The organism is Longicatena caecimuris, assembly GCF_018406465.1.
Lineage (GTDB): Bacteria > Bacillota_I > Bacilli_A > Erysipelotrichales > Erysipelotrichaceae > Longicatena > Longicatena caecimuris.
The window spans coordinates 2,878,429-2,894,026 of sequence record NZ_AP024510.1 but is presented as its reverse complement, the minus strand read 5'-3'; the positions used below and the strand labels follow the sequence as shown (position 1 = coordinate 2,894,026).

The window sequence follows — 15,598 nt, the reverse complement described above, 5'->3', positions numbered from 1 at the left end:
GTGTATTCTAAACTCTTGGCGCAGCAGAAAGGATTTGAACCTCCGGTGTCAAAAGACACGCCGGTTTTCGAAACCGGTGCATTAAACCAGACTCTGCCACTGCTGCGTATTACGTGGTTATTGTAACTGTTTTTATGAGGATATGCAAGAGGGAACATTGATTTGATTCAAATAGCGAAAATGAAATTCATCACAAGGATGAATTATAAGATAAGACCATAACATCTTGATATATCAGATAGATGGTAAGACAATCGATAAGGTTTGTCTTTCAAATAAAGGAAAAAGAGACTATAATAATAGTAATAAGTGTTAACGCTATAAGTTTTCAAAGAGGCTGGTATGATCATGACGGTAAGAAACATCCAAAACTTGTAACCTTATGTGATACATTTATGATAAAATGAATAATGAGAGGGGATTTGAAAGGATATGAAGAAACTTTTAATAGCATTATTTTGTGTGGCATTGCCACTATCATCGATGTCTTTTGTGCATGCGCAGGAAAAGAAAGGAACAGCGAACACATCCATAAAGGAGGATGTATTCAACGATGGAGAATATGCATATGGCGATGGTTTTCAGGATATAGCGGAAGCCAATCCTTATGCACGTGTAGAGGGGTATACGTATCAGCGAAACGGCAATTATATTTTGTATAACTTTAAAACAACATCATTATATAAAGAGCCATATGGCAATGTTAAGGCAAAATTATCGCCAAAGATACGCTATGCCACGAAACGATATGGCAATTATTTTTATGTGAATACAGAAAAAGGAAGTGGATGGATCACCACTTGGGATGATAATATTCAGGAAATAGAAATTGAAGATATAGCAGCGCAGCTAAAAACAACGAAGACCTTAGATGTATATTCTGTACCTATCTTTGATGATCGATTCGCGAAAGGAACCATACCGGCAGGTACTTACACGATCAGCAAGCGTGCGAATTTCTTTGCCTATGTGAATAATGGAAAATATAAAGGATGGATCTTAACTTCTTATCATGATGACGGTTCGGTTTTCAATAAGCAATATGCAACCTATCTGAATACCAAACGAACCTTATCGCAAACAAGTGTTAATGGCATAGCCATCAAACAAAAATTATTGCCTAAGATTTCTGATCCTACACGTTCAGGTATCTCGATGGTTCCAAAGTATGTAACCATACACAATACAGCAAATGCCAGTAAAGGCGCTGGTGCCGCTGCTCATGCAAATATCCAATATGAACGTAACGTTTCCAGAGCTGCCGCATGGACATCCTGGCATTTTCAAGTAGATAATAAAGTCATTTATCAAAGTCTGGCAATGAATGAAGTAGGCTGGCATGCCGGTGATGGCAATGACAGTGGAAATGCATCAACGATTGGGATAGAAATCTGTGAAAATGCAGATGGCAATTATGCAAAGGCTGAAAAGAATGCAGCTTATTTAACCGCCAGTATCTTATATGAAAATGGATTGCCATATACAGCCGTCAAACGTCATCAAGACTGGTCTGGCAAGGATTGTCCATATAACATGAATCATATGAAAAAGGGATCTATGGGGTGGACGAAGTTTAAAGCAATGGTAAAAGATGAATATACGAAGTTACAATTAAAACTTTCGACGTCTTCGACATCGCTGCCAGTGGGTAACACGATGACCATAAAACCAATTGTTTCATCTAAACTCACCAATAAAAAGGTTACTTGGTCCAGCAGTAATGCTGACATCGCCAGTGTGGATGCCAATGGCACTGTATTGGGTATTCGCGAAGGCAGTGTCATTATTACGGCAAAAGATGCAGCAGGAGGCAAGGCTTCCTGTAAAGTAAGCGTGAAACCGGCACTATTAACCTTGCATACGACTTCAATCACGATGTATCGAAATAAAACGATAGCCTTGAATATTGTTACAGCTATTCAGGGCACACCTGTATGGAAGAGTAGTGATACCAGTGTTGTCAGTGTCAATGCCGATGGGGTATTGACGGCTAAGAAAGCCGGCAAAGCACTTGTGTTTGTTACAGCGGATGGAAAGAAGGCAATTGCCAATGTCACGGTAAAAGAGCCTGCCATCAAGCTGAATACAGCATCTGTGACAACCTATGTTGGAAAGACGTATACCTTAAAAGCCACAGTAACTCCAACAGCATCTATTTCATGGAAAAGTGAACAGCCATCCATAGCCAAAATTGATGCCAAGGGAACCATAACGGCGCTAAAAGCGGGAACAACCAAAATCAGCGCAACCGCAAACGGAGTTAAGGCAACCTGTTCGATTAGCGTGAAAAAGCCCATCGTTACCTTGGATAAAACATCAGTAACTTTGTATGAAAAAGGTAGTGTAACCTTAAAAGCGACGGCTTATGGAAAATCCCAAACCGTGCGTTGGTCATCGAATAATAAAGCAGTGGCAGAAGTTTCTTCATCCGGTAAGATTACGGCTAAAAAAGCCGGTACTGCCTATATCAGTGCCAGTGCAAACGATGCTAAGAAAACTTGTAAAGTCGTCGTTGTAAAGCCATCCTTGTCATTATCTAAGACAAGTGTTGCCGTGAATGTAAAAGGCTCCTATACCTTAACCGCCAGTGTCAAGGGACTTAGCAGTAAATGTGTATGGAAAACAAAGAATAGTAGCATTGCCACAGCGAGCAGTACAGGTAAGATTACCGGGAAAAAAGCAGGGACAACAACCATTTCGGTAACTGCGAATGGGATTACCAAAACATGTAAGGTCAGTGTGAAAACACCAACGCTTTCCCTTTCTAAAAGTAAATTGTCTATATATGAAAAAGGCAGTACAACCTTAACTGCCAAGGTATCTGGTGCAAGTACAAAGGCGACATGGAAATCCAGTAACACCAAGATAGCAAGTATAAGCAGCAGTGGGAAGTTGACAGCGAAGAAAGCGGGAAGAGTTACAATCACGGTGAGTGCGAATGGGCTTAAAAAAACTTGCGTTGTAACGGTAAAAAAACATACACCGGTATCTTCCATCAAACTAAATACGATCATGTTAACCCTGAATAAAATACGCTCTTTCCAATTACGTGCTTATATCTCACCGAGCAAGGCAACTTATAAAACAGTGAAATGGAGTTCCAGTAACACGAAAGTGGCAACCGTCACTTCAAAAGGAAAGGTATATGCGAAAAAAGCGGGAACAGCCTATATTAGTGCAACTTCCAGCAATGGTAAAAAGGTACGCTGTAAGGTACGCGTATATTAAGCAGATCGATAACAAGTGTTGGCATAAAAATCCCCTATGGTATTTGAATTTTTCAGCTTATAAAAAATAAATGCAGCAAGAGGCTATATTAATGCTATAATGAAACAGAAATAACAGGAGGAAGCTTATGAAAATATTAGTGACCGGAGGAACCGGATTTATTGGAAGTCATACCTGTGTAGAATTGCTGGATGCAGGCTTTGAAGTTGTAATCCTTGATAATCTTTATAATTCACAGGCAGATGTCGTTGATAAGATAGAAAGTATCACAGGAAAAAAAGTAACCTTTTATGAAGCGGATTGTTGTGATGAAGCTGCGCTGGCACAAATCTTTGCCCAACATAAGATTGATGCCGCTATTCATTTTGCCGGTTATAAAGCAGTGGGCGAATCTGTGGCAAAACCTTTGATGTATTATCAGAATAATTTAATGAGTACTCTGGCATTGTGCAAAGTGATGGCAAAGCATAACTGTAAGCGTCTGGTATTCTCTAGCAGCGCAACGGTTTATGGCAATCCGGCGAGTGTTCCTATCTATGAAGATTTTCCATTAGGACCTACCACAAATCCTTATGGTACTACAAAATTGATGATTGAACAGATCCTAAAAGATCTGCATGTATCCGATTCTGAATGGAATATCGCATTGTTGCGTTACTTCAATCCAATCGGTGCACACAAGAGTGGTTTGATAGGAGAAAGTCCTAATGATATCCCTAATAATTTAATGCCTTACATTGTAAAAGTCGCAAACAAAGAACTGCCTTTTTTACATGTATATGGCAATGATTATGATACACCTGATGGTACCGGCGTGCGTGATTACATTCATGTGGTGGATTTAGCCAAAGGCCATGTCAATGCAGTAAAAAAAGTCATGGAGCCAATCGGTGTAGATGCGTACAATTTAGGTACCGGCATAGGATATAGCGTATTGGATGTTGTTAATACATTCGCAAAAGTGAATGCGATTGAGGTACCATATCAAATTGATCCACGCCGTCCCGGGGATATTGCCCAATGTTACGCAAGTACGAAAAAAGCGTGGGAAGAGTTAGGCTGGAAAGCAGAAAAAGGATTAGAAGAAATGTGTAAGGATGCTTGGCATTTCTTACAGACAACAAAGAAATAAAGACAAGTGATCGAAAAGGCAGCGGATGGGCTGCCTTTCTTCACAGGGGGTTGTATATGAAAGCAGTAATTTTAGCTGCAGGTGTGGGACATCGTTTTAAAGAATTGACAAAATATAAAAATAAAGCTTTTTTTACCATCGGGCAAACTATGGTAATCAAACAGATTATTCAGTATTTATTACAAGCAGGTATTCGCGATATTACCATTGTTACCGGGCATCGGCATGAAGATTTTTCTATTTTGAAAAAGAACTATCCTATTCATATCCTGTATAATACGGCGTATGGTGAATACAATAATATCCATTCCCTTGCTTTAATCGCAGAACAATTGAATGAATGTTGGCTGATTCATGGAGATACGGTCTTATTCAAGAATATTTTTAAAGAAGCATTTACACATACCACGTTTTATACGATGCTGAAACGTCCCAATGGAGCGCCTGTTCGCGTAGTTGAAGTGGATGAACAGCACCATATTCAAGGATTTCATATCGATCGAGGAGAACGTAGAGTATTGTCCTTGCTTGGTGTCAGTTATTGGCGTAAGGATGCTCAGATGATCTTATTAGAAACTTTGAATCATCTGCATGAGAAGGAAAAGAAGCGCTTTGATGGGGAATGGGAAGAGTTGTTACAAGAGGTAGTAAAAAAAGTCGAGGTAGACGCTTATCAATTGGATCGCAAATATGGCGGTGATCTAAACACGATGAAAGATTATCAAGAAATCGTGGAGACGTATGATCGTTATTGGAAATCCATGCGTAAGTGATGACATTGCGAAACGTAAAATTTATAAATAAGAGATTATTTACTAGAAAAATATGAAAATATTTGAATAAACACGGAAAACCACCAAGTTGTGTCGTATGACATAGTGAGGTGGTTTTTATGCGTTGCCAACGTTGCGGAAATGAGGACATGAACTATTTTTATCAAGATGAGGGAGTCTGGTATTGTCGTAAATGCATTGGATTTGGCAGAATAGATGTCGGAAAGGAACCAATAACGCGTCCATGCATGCGCAGACGATGTAAGTGTCACTACACGCTGTCCTATCCCTTAACACCAAAACAACAAATCGCAGTTGCCTCCATTATGCAGTACCTGAAAGAAGGCAAAGATGTTTTAGTGTATGCCGCTTGCGGAGCCGGTAAAACAGAATTAACAATGGAAGCAATACAATGGTATTTATGCCAGGGAAAGAAGGTGGGCTTTGCGATCAGCCGACGACAGGTCGTCTTAGAAATACAGGAACGCATGCAGCAGGCATTTCCTATGCTACAGGTCATTGCGGTATGTGAAGGATTTACGGATATCACGGATGGAGATTTGATTATTTGTACGATGCATCAATTATATCGCTATCATGGCTGGTTTGATTTGCTCATTATGGATGAAGTAGATGCGTTCCCTTATCGTGATAATGCTTTGTTGGAAGCAATTGCGATGCATGCGTGCATTGGACAAAAGCTCATGCTCACAGCCACACCGGATGAGGATATGCTGGGAAGGGTGGAAAGGCAAGAAGTTTGCATGGTGGAATTGTTTCAGCGTCCACATGGCTATCCATTGATAGAACCGCAGGTGTATCAGATGCCAAAAGCTGCGCAGATGGTTTGGATGCTTTGTTTTTTACGTAAACAAAAACATGATGGCATACAGACTTTGGTATTTGTCCCGACGATACATATGGCGAATACATTGTATCGTTTCTTACGACTGACACATCGTTGTGCCGTATTCACCTCAAAAACGAAAGAGAAAGAAAAGGTGATAGATGAATTTCATGAAAAACGATATGATTTCTTAATCACGACGACCATTTTAGAAAGAGGTATCACCATTCGCGGTATTTATGTGATGATCCTATGTGCAGATCATCCCATTTTTCAAGAGGCCAGTCTCATCCAAATGATTGGGCGTGTTGGTCGTAACATCGAAATGCCGAAAGGGAAAGGAGTGTTTTTATGCAGCCACAAAACCACTTCTATCAAACGCTGCTCCATCGCCATTCACAAGATGAATCAGACATTGTAGAGCATTGTCTGTTATGTTTTCAGAATGTACATAAACAAGAAGATATCTTTCATTATGTAAAACGTTCTTCTTTCTTATGCGGGGCATGTCGAAAACAGTTGGAGCCCTTATGCAAGAGCACGAAGTTGGACTCACTGCAATTGTCTATGTTGTATCGTTACAATGATTTTTTAGAAAACATGATCTTTCAATTTAAAGAAGGTAGGGATATCGCTTTGCGTCCTGTGTTTTTTCATGAAGTTATGCAGGAACTTAATGACAAATTTCGACAATATGCCATTGTATTAATGCCTTCCAGTAAAGAGAAGATGTTGGAACGCGGTTTCTTGCCGGTAAGGGAGATGCTAAAAGCCTGTAAGCTGGAGATCATTGAACCCTTTTATAAGACAAGCAATCACAAACAATCCTTACAAAATATGCAAAACAGGGCTCTTATTTCGCAGGTAATACAACGAAGAAGTGATGTTTCTTTGCCCCAAAAGCCCTTATTACTAGTTGATGATGTATGCACAAGTGGTTCTACGATCTTGTGTGCATACCGAAAACTCTTGCCGCATACATATAAAATAGAGGCGCTGGTACTGGCAGCACATCCTCTTTTTGTCGAATCCTGCGATGAAAAAGGTTTGCTAAAACGTATGCGATTCTCTATACTTTGATTGTTGAAATCAGGAAGGTGAAGTGAATGAAAGGTAAAGTAAAATGGTTTAACGCAGAAAAAGGATATGGTTTCATATCCAGTGAGGATGGCAAAGATGTCTTTGTCCATTATTCACAAATTCTACAAGATGGATACAAGAGTCTGGAAGAAGGTCAGACGGTAACCTTTGAGGCAGTAGAATCAGAGAAAGGATTACAGGCACGTAATGTCGAAGTCTGTTCATCTTAATTTTTAAGATTTAGCGTAACATAAAAACATAGGATTCTTTAAGGTAGATCACCTTAAATTGCTACAATACAATCCATTTGGATTGTATTGGAAATGAAAAGGATTTGTAAAAGGAACAAAAGCTGTGTGTAAAAAATATACATTTTTGAAAAAATGTTTAAAATCGTTGTACTTCCAACAAAAACTGACGATTTTTTTACAAAACAATGTACTAAATTCATTGATTTTTCAATAAAATGTCTTTATAATTTTACTATGCAGTAAGGTTCGCATAGAAAGGTACAGGATTTAAGAATGCAAGGAAAAGTTAAAATGTTTAATCAAGAGAAAGGATACGGATTCATCACATTAGAAGATGGCAGAGATGTATTCTTTCACTACTCTCAGTTGATGATGGAAGGTTTCAAAACAATTGATGCTGACGCAAAGGTTGAATTTGAACTTGTTGAAACAGAAAGAGGTCTTCAGGCTCACAACATCGTAAAACTTTAAAAAAGTGTGAAAACAGGCAGAAGCCTGTTTTTTTATGGTGTATCCATGACAAGTTTGTGTTACAATAGAAAAGGTAATTTGTATAAATATTCACGATTAAAATAGTGAAAACGTATGAAAATATGACAAATACATATAGTGGAGGTTTTTCATGGCGAATTTTATTGAACGATTATTAAACGGCGAAAAGAAAACATTGCACAAACTGGAGAAAATTGCCGATGCGGTTATTGCATTGCAAGATTCCATGGAGGCATTGAGTGATGATGAACTGCGGGGAAAGACACAGGAATTCCAAGAACGTTACACCAAAGGGGAAACACTGGAGGATCTGCAGGTGGAAGCTTTTGCGGTAGCTCGTGAGGCTGCGCGCAGAACGATTGGCGAATTCCCTTATAAGGTACAGATCATGGGTGCTGCTGCCATGCATGGCGGTGACATTGCCGAGATGAAGACCGGTGAAGGTAAGACCTTGACATCAACCATGTGCGTGTATCTGAATGCATTATCTGGGGAAGGTGTACATGTAGTTACCGTCAATGAATACTTAGCTAGTCGAGATGCAGAATGGATGGGACAGATCTATCGTTTCTTAGGGTTAAGCGTTGGGGTAAACTCACGTCCTTTATCACCATTACAAAAACGTGAAGCATATAACTGCGACATCACCTATACGACAAACTCCGAATTAGGCTTTGATTATCTGCGTGACAACATGGTTACAGATGTTAAAGATCGTGTATTGCGCGGCTTGCATGTGGCAATCGTCGATGAGGTCGATTCCATTCTGGTCGATGAATCCAGAACACCATTGATCATTAGTGGCGGGGCGAAGAAAACAGCAAACTTATATTTACAGGCAGATGCCTTTGCGAAACGCTTAAAAGGCGATGATTATGAAATTGATGAAAAAACACGTCAAATCATGCTGAGTGAAAAGGGTGTTCATAGTGCAGAACGCTACTTTAAGATCAAGAACTTATATGATATTGAACATACGCAATTGGTTCATCATATTACGCAGGCCTTAAAGGCAAACTACATTATGAAAAACGAAGTAGAATATGTCGTTCAGGATAATGAGATCGTTATCGTCGATACCTTTACCGGACGTACGATGCCTGGTCGTGCATATTCGGATGGTTTACATCAGGCGATTGAAGCCAAAGAAGGTGTGCCGATTAAAGAAGAAACAACAACCTTGGCGACAATTACGTATCAGAACTTCTTCCGTCTGTATGATAAGCTAGCTGGTATGACCGGTACAGCCAAAACCGAAGAAGAAGAATTCTTAGATATTTATAACATGCGTGTTATTGAGATACCAACCAACCGTCCGGTTATCCGTGAAGACTATCCGGATGCCATCTTTGCCAATCCGCGCTTGAAATTCAATGCGTTGATCGAAGAAGTCAAAGAATTGTATGCGAAAGGCCAGCCGGTATTGGTCGGTACGATTTCCGTTGAAGCCAGTGAACTGGTACATCAGCTGTTACAAAAAGCACGCATTCCACATGAAGTATTGAATGCGAAGAACCATGCACGAGAAGCGGAAATCATCGCCAAAGCAGGTCGTCCGAAAAGTGTTACCGTTGCGACCAACATGGCAGGTCGTGGTACCGATATCAAGCTGACTGAGGAATCAAAAGCACTCGGTGGTTTGGCTGTCTTAGGTAGTGAGCGTCATGAATCCAGACGTATTGATAACCAGCTGCGTGGACGAAGCGGTCGTCAGGGTGATCCTGGTTTCTCTCGTTTCTATGTATCTTTAAAGGATGAATTGATGATTCGTTTCGGCGGCGAGAAGTTTGAAAAGCTGTTTGATTCTTTAGGCGATGCTCAGATTGAATCAAAGATGGTTACCAAATCTATCACCCAGGCACAGAAACGTGTCGAAGGCTATAACTATGACGTTCGTAAACAATTGCTGGATTATGATGATGTTTTGCGTAAACAGCGTGAAATCATGTATGAACAGCGTAACTTTGTCTTAGAAAACGAAGATGTTCATGGCATCGTTCGCGATATGATTGATCGGGTCATTGAAAATGTTGTCAATGCCAACGTTGATACTTCAAAACGTGAAGATAATGTCGATTATGATGGTATCCGTCAAGGTCTGGAAGTATTAGGTGTAGCGGCAGAAGATAATATAAAGGTTGAAAATCTGCGTGGTAAAGATGCCGATGAAACAGCAAAATATTGCAGCGATTATATTTTCCAGCTGTATGATGATAAGATCAGTGATATCCGTGATGAATTTAAACAATTTGAAAAAACCATTGTTTTACGTAATATGGACCGTAACTGGATCGAGCATATCGATATGATGGATAAACTGCGCAATGGTATTCATTTGCGTGCCTATGCACAAAATAATCCATTGCAGGCCTACATCGAAGAAGGTTATGAGATGTTTGAAGAAATGCAGGCAAGAATTGCCCGTGAAGTTGTCTTCTTCGCTATGAAGGTGCAAATCGAAAGAAAGGAAGCATAAATGGAACTATACGAAATCAGGCAGGGGGTGAACACTCATCAGGCGAAACTGAAACAGCTTGGTGAGTCACTTTGACTTAACTGCCAGACGCTATAAAATACAGGAGCTGACAGCGAAAACGTTGGAAGAAAGCTTTTGGAATGATCCGCAAAAGGCACAAGTCGTCATTCGTCAGTTAAATGCCATCAAGGATGTTGTGGATAGCTATGATGCGTTACAAAAGGCATTAAGCTCACTTGATGAAACACAGGAACTGTTGAAGGAAGATTTCGATGAAGAAATCTTTGAACTTTTTGAATTAGAATATCAGGAGATGGAAAAAAACTTTGCTGATTTTGAAATCAAGGTCTTGTTGTCACATGAATATGACCATTCCAGTGCGATTTTAGAGCTGCATCCAGGAGCCGGAGGAACCGAATCCTGTGATTGGGCAGATATGTTGTATCGCATGTACTCTCGCTGGGCGGAAAAGCACGAATTCAAAGTCAGTGTGCTGGATTATCAGCCGGGGGATGAAGCCGGTATTAAATCCATCACGTTCTTAGTAGAAGGTGATATGGCTTATGGCTATCTCAAGGCAGAAAAAGGTGTTCATCGTTTAGTGCGTATCTCTCCTTTTGATGCCGGAGGAAGACGTCATACCTCTTTTGCGTCTTTGGATGTCATGCCTCAATTTAATGATGAAATTGAAATTGAGATTAAACCGGAAGATTTAATCGTGGAAACAAAACGTGCCAGTGGTGCCGGTGGTCAGCATATTAACAAGACGGATTCTGCCGTACGCATGGTACATAAACCGACCGGATTAGTCGCAACTTGCCAAAACGGACGCAGTCAGCATGAGAACCGTGAGGAAGCATTGCGTGTGTTAAAGAGTCGCTTGTATCAAAAGATGATTGAGGAACAAGAGGCAAAGTTGGCGGAAATCAAGGGTGAAGTTAAGGCGAATGAATGGGGTTCCCAGATTCGCAGTTATGTCTTCCATCCTTACAGTATGGTAAAGGATCATCGCACCAATCATGAGACGAGTGATGTACAAGGTGTCATGGACGGTGATTTAGATGGCTTTATCTTTGCTTATTTAAAAACGTTAATTCAATAAATGTTCTCTATATTAAGATACTGACGTGCACAAAACAAGGTGATATTTCCTTTGCGGAAGTGTCCCTTTTTTTCTTTCCTTAAAATAACGATATCTCATACAAAAGTCCTACTGCTGTGATATAATAACGGATGGGATGTTAAGGAGCACGAACATGAAAAAAGAAACCTATGGAATGTTGATAGATGTACTATCAGTAATAGCGGGGAATCTCATTATTGCCCTGGGAGTCAATCTGTTTATTTTGCCATCAGATATATTATCAGGAGGTGTAGCGGGTATCGCCGTAGCCTTACAGCCGGTTTTCCATCTGCCGGCCACCTTAGTAATTAACGGATTAACGATTGGATTGTTTATCGTAGGCGCTATTGTATTAGGTAAACAATTTGCCATGAAGACGATTTTAAGTACTATTGTTTATCCTTTGTTTATTACGGTAACGCATGAACTGTTTGCGGATGTATTTATCACTAATAATGCATTGCTGGCGAGTATTTACGGCGGTGTCTGTATCGGTGTAGGCATTGGTTTAGTCTATCGTGTAGGCGCCAGCACAGGAGGAATGGATATACCGCCGCTGGTAATAAATAAATATACTAATATTCCCTTACCAACCTTGGTAATGTGCATTGATGGTGCTACGGTAGTGTTAGGTGCCAGTACATATGGCATAGAAGCAGCCATGATTGGACTAGTCTCTGTCTGGATTTGTGGACAGATCATTGATAAGGTGATGACCATCGGCAGCCATGAGGCTAAAAACGTCATGATTATTTCGGATAAATATGAAGAGCTGATGCAGGAAATTTATACGAATATCAATCGCGGCACAACAATTTTGCATGCGGAAGGTGGTTATACAAGGAAACAAAAACCGGTGATTATGACAGTCGTTATGAAAAAACAATTTCCTATATTAGATCGTATTATTGCCCATGTAGACCCGGAAGCCTTTGTGATTGTGAATGATGTCAATGAGGTACAAGGAGAAGGTTTTACGTATATGCAAGGTTTATAATTGTAAAAAAAGCAGAGCTGACAGAATTGAAGTGAACCCATAAAGTTAGATCGACAAATTATGAAGTGCATTTCAAATTCGCAGCACTGTTTTATTTTTTAGGTTGCTTTATTAAATTGGCGTTAAGGAAATGTAAGAATTTTACAGCCGGCAAACTTTTGGAAATGACTGCTATTTATGTTATAATGAAACGCGAAGGAGTGATAGAATGATTCTGTTGAAAAATGTCTCAAAATCATACAGAAATGGAGTTCATGCACTCCGTGATATCAACCTGGAAGTAGAAGACGGTGAATTTGTTTACATCATAGGACCAACCGGCTGTGGCAAATCCACACTCATCAAAATATTAGATGGTGAAGAACTGCCGGATGATGGTGAGGTATTTGTCAATGGTATCAATGTCGGTAAACTGCGACATGCGAAAGTACCGCTATATCGTCGCAATATCGGTGTAATATTTCAAGATTTTCGTTTACTCCCAAAGATGACCGTCTTTGAGAACATCGCTTTCGCTTTAGAAGTTCTGGCCATGGAAAAGACGGCAATCCGTCGTCGTGTCCGTGAGGTTTTAGAACTGGTCGATTTGCAAGATAAAGCCAAAGCCTTTCCGGAACAATTATCCGGCGGACAACAACAAAGGGCAACCATCGGCAGAGCCATTGCCAATCATCCTAAGGTACTCATTGCGGATGAGCCAACCGGCAATCTCGATCCGGAGAAATCCATTGAGATCATTCAACTATTGGATAAGATCAATCAGGTAGAAAAGACGACCATCGTCATGGTAACACATGATGAAAAACTGGTAAATGCATATAAAAAACGAACTATAGCCTTAGAAGAAGGATTTATCGTTGCCGATAGAAAGAAAGGCGGATACATACAACATGATTGAGTTTGTGAAATATCTGCCAAAACATGTGCTGAGTGCGCTGAAAGGGTTACAGCGCCATATGGCTATGACGATTTCCAGTGTTTCAGCAGTCAGTGTAACACTGCTTCTGATGGCACTGTTTTTTGTAATTGCGGGCAATGTAGAAAATTTCACGCAACATGTGGAAGGCGATTTAAAGATTCATGTGGCGATTGATTCCATTGCCGATCAAGATGCCATTACGGCTATGAAGAAAGAAATTGCCAAGATGCAAGATGTGGCAGCTGTGCATTTTAGCTCTAAAGAAGAAGAACTGGATGCGCTGATCAAAGAAAGCGGCAGCGTCTTTCAACGGTATAAAGATAAAAATCCTATGCCCAATGTGTTTATTGTCGAGGTAAAAGAAGCATCAAAAATTCCCAGTGTTACCAAAGCCTTAAATGCAATTGATGGTATAGAAAAAGCCGAATATGGAGGAGAAAGCATTCAGCATATGATTGACACCTTCTCTTTTATTCGCAGCAGTGGTTTTATTTTCGTTTTGGCATTATCACTGATTGCCTTATTTCTGATCACCAATACGATCAAAATGACAATTTATACACGGAATACCGAATTATCCATCATGCGTTTTGTGGGCGCAAATAATGCGTATATAAAAACGCCATTTATGATGGAAGGTATGTGCATCGGCATCATAGGCGCAATTCTGCCGATTGTCTTGATGTGGATCGGATATAGCACTTTATATCACATGCTGAATGGGTATTTTTTATCCAGTATGTTTGTGATGCAGCCACTGTATCCCTTCCTGCTACAATTGTCTGCTGTCTTAGTAGGCAGCGGAGCGCTTGTCGGTGTTGCGGGAAGCTTTCTGGCGACAACAAAATATTTGAGGTGGCGAAGATGAAAAAATGGAAACAGATTACACTGGCAGCTTTTTTATGTACCTGGGTAGTGACATCTTCCCAGTCAACATTAGATTTGCGGGCAAATGAATTTGAAGGAAATGAAGATGCCTGGGTCAAACGCTGCAGTGTCGCGCAAAGCAGTTCAGAAATGGCATCAAAATGTGCAAAGTTTAAAACATATTATGCGAAACAAAGCACACAGCTGCAAAATGAAGTCAATAGTCTGAAAAAACAAATCAGCGCATTAGATGACAGTATAGATAAACTGGCAGCAGCGGTAAAAAAACAAGCATCCTTAGTCAAGACGATCGAAAAGAAAATCGCCATGAATGAGGCTAGCATTCGTCTGATAAATTCGGACATTAAAAAACTAAATGAGAAAATCAATGCGTTGCAACGTTCTATTGATGAACGGAACGCTATTATCATCAAGCGGATGCAGGATGAACAAGCAACGATTGGTACGAATATGAGTTTGGAAATTATCATGGGCTCGCAAGATCTTTTAGATATGATTCGCAAGATTGATGGATTGAATCGTATCAATGAACAGGATCAGCGTGAAATTGATAAGATCAAAGAAGAAAAACAGGAACAAAATTTACAAAAAAGTGAAAAAGTTCGCTTAAAAACAGCTTTAGAAGAAACCAAAAGCAATAATGAAAAGGCCAAAAAAGAAGCTGAAGAAGTGCGGAAACAGAAACAAGTGCTGCTTGATAAATTCCGCAAACAGGAAGAGGCACTGGATGAAAAGATGCGTTCAGTAAAGGTTGATATTTCAACAATACAAGAGAATATGATCAATATTACAAATGCTCCAAATGGTTCCTTTAATTTCACGACAAGTGGCAAATTAGCCAAACCGGTCAATGGTTCCATTTCAGCAAATAGTTTCTATTATCCAAACGGCGGTGTGCATTTAGGGTTAGATGTAGCAGTTCCTTTGCGTACGCCTATTTATGCGCCGGCAAATGGAATCATTCTATACGCAAATAATCCGGTTTCAACAAATAGCGGATATATCGGCAATACGACCGGGTATCCAGCCGGCACCGGAAATTCTATTCAGATGCTGACAAGAGTTGATGGAACGACCTATGCGTTATCGTTCTTCCATATGGCACAGGAGAACTTCAGTGTCCGCGCCGGACAGAAGGTAAGTAAGGGACAATTATTAGGTTTAAGCGGAAATACCGGTAATACAACTGGTCCGCATTGCCATTTAGAAGTCATCAATCTCGGTAATATGGGAATAGATACTGCCATCAGCCGTTTTCAGTCAACCGCGGATTTTGCCTGGGGCAATGGCTGGGGATCAGCCGGTTTGGCAAATGTGTGTAGCGTAAAAGGCCCACCATGTCGTGAGCATCCGGAAGATGTATATGGCTATCGATAAGAACGATCCAAAAGA

The 15,598-nt window shown here is 40.2% G+C and carries 13 protein-coding genes and 1 tRNA gene; 13 read left to right on the top strand and 1 reads right to left on the bottom strand.

Going from position 1 to position 15,598, the window contains the following annotated elements:
- Nucleotides 1-16: 16 nt before the first annotated feature.
- Nucleotides 17-106 (bottom strand) — tRNA-Ser (locus KJS44_RS13565).
- A gap of 326 nt (nucleotides 107-432) precedes the next feature.
- Here KJS44_RS13565 and KJS44_RS13560 point away from each other — a divergent pair.
- The 13 genes from KJS44_RS13560 to KJS44_RS13500 all read left to right on the top strand — a co-directional run bounded on the left by KJS44_RS13560 (nucleotide 433) and on the right by KJS44_RS13500 (nucleotide 15,583).
- A complete protein-coding gene (locus tag KJS44_RS13560) occupies nucleotides 433-3,228 on the top strand; it encodes an Ig-like domain-containing protein (RefSeq protein WP_119957496.1) in 2,796 nt (931 codons plus the stop codon).
- 127 nt (nucleotides 3,229-3,355) lie between these two features.
- Nucleotides 3,356-4,360, top strand: coding sequence for a UDP-glucose 4-epimerase GalE (gene galE, locus KJS44_RS13555; protein WP_008690508.1), 1,005 nt, complete (start codon nucleotides 3,356-3,358; stop codon nucleotides 4,358-4,360).
- 56 nt (nucleotides 4,361-4,416) lie between these two features.
- Nucleotides 4,417-5,133, top strand: coding sequence for a sugar phosphate nucleotidyltransferase (locus tag KJS44_RS13550; RefSeq protein ID WP_008690509.1), 717 nt, complete (start codon nucleotides 4,417-4,419; stop codon nucleotides 5,131-5,133).
- Nucleotides 5,134-5,252: 119 nt separating this feature from the next.
- On the top strand, nucleotides 5,253-6,401 hold the full coding sequence (locus KJS44_RS13545) for a helicase-related protein (RefSeq protein ID WP_008690511.1): 1,149 nt from the start codon (nucleotides 5,253-5,255) through the stop codon (nucleotides 6,399-6,401).
- A complete protein-coding gene (locus KJS44_RS13540; RefSeq protein ID WP_017144766.1) occupies nucleotides 6,332-7,060 on the top strand; it encodes a ComF family protein in 729 nt (242 codons plus the stop codon). Before KJS44_RS13545 ends, KJS44_RS13540 begins: the two co-directional genes overlap by 70 nt.
- Before the next feature lie 26 nt (nucleotides 7,061-7,086).
- On the top strand, nucleotides 7,087-7,290 hold the full coding sequence (locus tag KJS44_RS13535) for a cold-shock protein (protein ID WP_008690515.1): 204 nt from the start codon (nucleotides 7,087-7,089) through the stop codon (nucleotides 7,288-7,290).
- Nucleotides 7,291-7,584: 294 nt separating this feature from the next.
- A complete protein-coding gene (locus KJS44_RS13530) occupies nucleotides 7,585-7,782 on the top strand; it encodes a cold-shock protein (protein WP_008690517.1) in 198 nt (65 codons plus the stop codon).
- A gap of 151 nt (nucleotides 7,783-7,933) precedes the next feature.
- The gene (secA, locus tag KJS44_RS13525; protein WP_008690519.1) at nucleotides 7,934-10,279 is read left to right on the top strand and encodes a preprotein translocase subunit SecA; all 2,346 of its coding nucleotides are present in this window, start codon (nucleotides 7,934-7,936) and stop codon (nucleotides 10,277-10,279) included.
- Nucleotides 10,280-11,381, top strand: a protein-coding gene (gene prfB, locus KJS44_RS13520; RefSeq protein ID WP_119957497.1) for a peptide chain release factor 2 whose coding sequence is annotated in 2 segments (ribosomal slippage) — nucleotides 10,280-10,351 and nucleotides 10,353-11,381 — 1,101 coding nt in all. Because the reading frame shifts where the segments join, the coding sequence is not laid out codon by codon here.
- A 154-nt stretch (nucleotides 11,382-11,535) separates the two neighbouring features.
- Complete coding sequence (locus KJS44_RS13515) at nucleotides 11,536-12,399, top strand: YitT family protein (protein ID WP_008690523.1); 864 nt, start codon at nucleotides 11,536-11,538, stop codon at nucleotides 12,397-12,399.
- A 208-nt stretch (nucleotides 12,400-12,607) separates the two neighbouring features.
- Entirely contained in the window at nucleotides 12,608-13,297 is a 690-nt protein-coding gene (gene ftsE, locus KJS44_RS13510) for a cell division ATP-binding protein FtsE (protein WP_008690525.1), read from the top strand.
- On the top strand, nucleotides 13,257-14,186 hold the full coding sequence (gene ftsX / locus KJS44_RS13505) for a permease-like cell division protein FtsX (RefSeq protein WP_226896983.1): 930 nt from the start codon (nucleotides 13,257-13,259) through the stop codon (nucleotides 14,184-14,186). Before ftsE ends, ftsX begins: the two co-directional genes overlap by 41 nt.
- Nucleotides 14,183-15,583 (top strand): murein hydrolase activator EnvC family protein, encoded by a 1,401-nt coding sequence (locus tag KJS44_RS13500; protein ID WP_008690528.1) that lies wholly within the window; start codon nucleotides 14,183-14,185, stop codon nucleotides 15,581-15,583. Before ftsX ends, KJS44_RS13500 begins: the two co-directional genes overlap by 4 nt.
- Nucleotides 15,584-15,598 lie beyond the last annotated feature (15 nt).

Excerpts from the sequence above, each read along its gene's own strand:
- KJS44_RS13560 (WP_119957496.1), top strand. The coding sequence starts at position 433 with ATGAAGAAACTTTTAATAGCATTATTTTGTGTGGCATTGCCACTATCA.
- galE (WP_008690508.1), top strand. The coding sequence starts at position 3,356 with ATGAAAATATTAGTGACCGGAGGAACCGGATTTATTGGAAGTCATACC.
- KJS44_RS13550 (WP_008690509.1), top strand. The coding sequence starts at position 4,417 with ATGAAAGCAGTAATTTTAGCTGCAGGTGTGGGACATCGTTTTAAAGAA.
- KJS44_RS13545 (WP_008690511.1), top strand. The coding sequence starts at position 5,253 with ATGCGTTGCCAACGTTGCGGAAATGAGGACATGAACTATTTTTATCAA.
- KJS44_RS13540 (WP_017144766.1), top strand. The coding sequence starts at position 6,332 with ATGCAGCCACAAAACCACTTCTATCAAACGCTGCTCCATCGCCATTCA.
- KJS44_RS13535 (WP_008690515.1), top strand. The coding sequence starts at position 7,087 with ATGAAAGGTAAAGTAAAATGGTTTAACGCAGAAAAAGGATATGGTTTC.
- KJS44_RS13530 (WP_008690517.1), top strand. The coding sequence starts at position 7,585 with ATGCAAGGAAAAGTTAAAATGTTTAATCAAGAGAAAGGATACGGATTC.
- secA (WP_008690519.1), top strand. The coding sequence starts at position 7,934 with ATGGCGAATTTTATTGAACGATTATTAAACGGCGAAAAGAAAACATTG.
- KJS44_RS13515 (WP_008690523.1), top strand. The coding sequence starts at position 11,536 with ATGAAAAAAGAAACCTATGGAATGTTGATAGATGTACTATCAGTAATA.
- ftsE (WP_008690525.1), top strand. The coding sequence starts at position 12,608 with ATGATTCTGTTGAAAAATGTCTCAAAATCATACAGAAATGGAGTTCAT.
- KJS44_RS13500 (WP_008690528.1), top strand. The coding sequence starts at position 14,183 with ATGAAAAAATGGAAACAGATTACACTGGCAGCTTTTTTATGTACCTGG.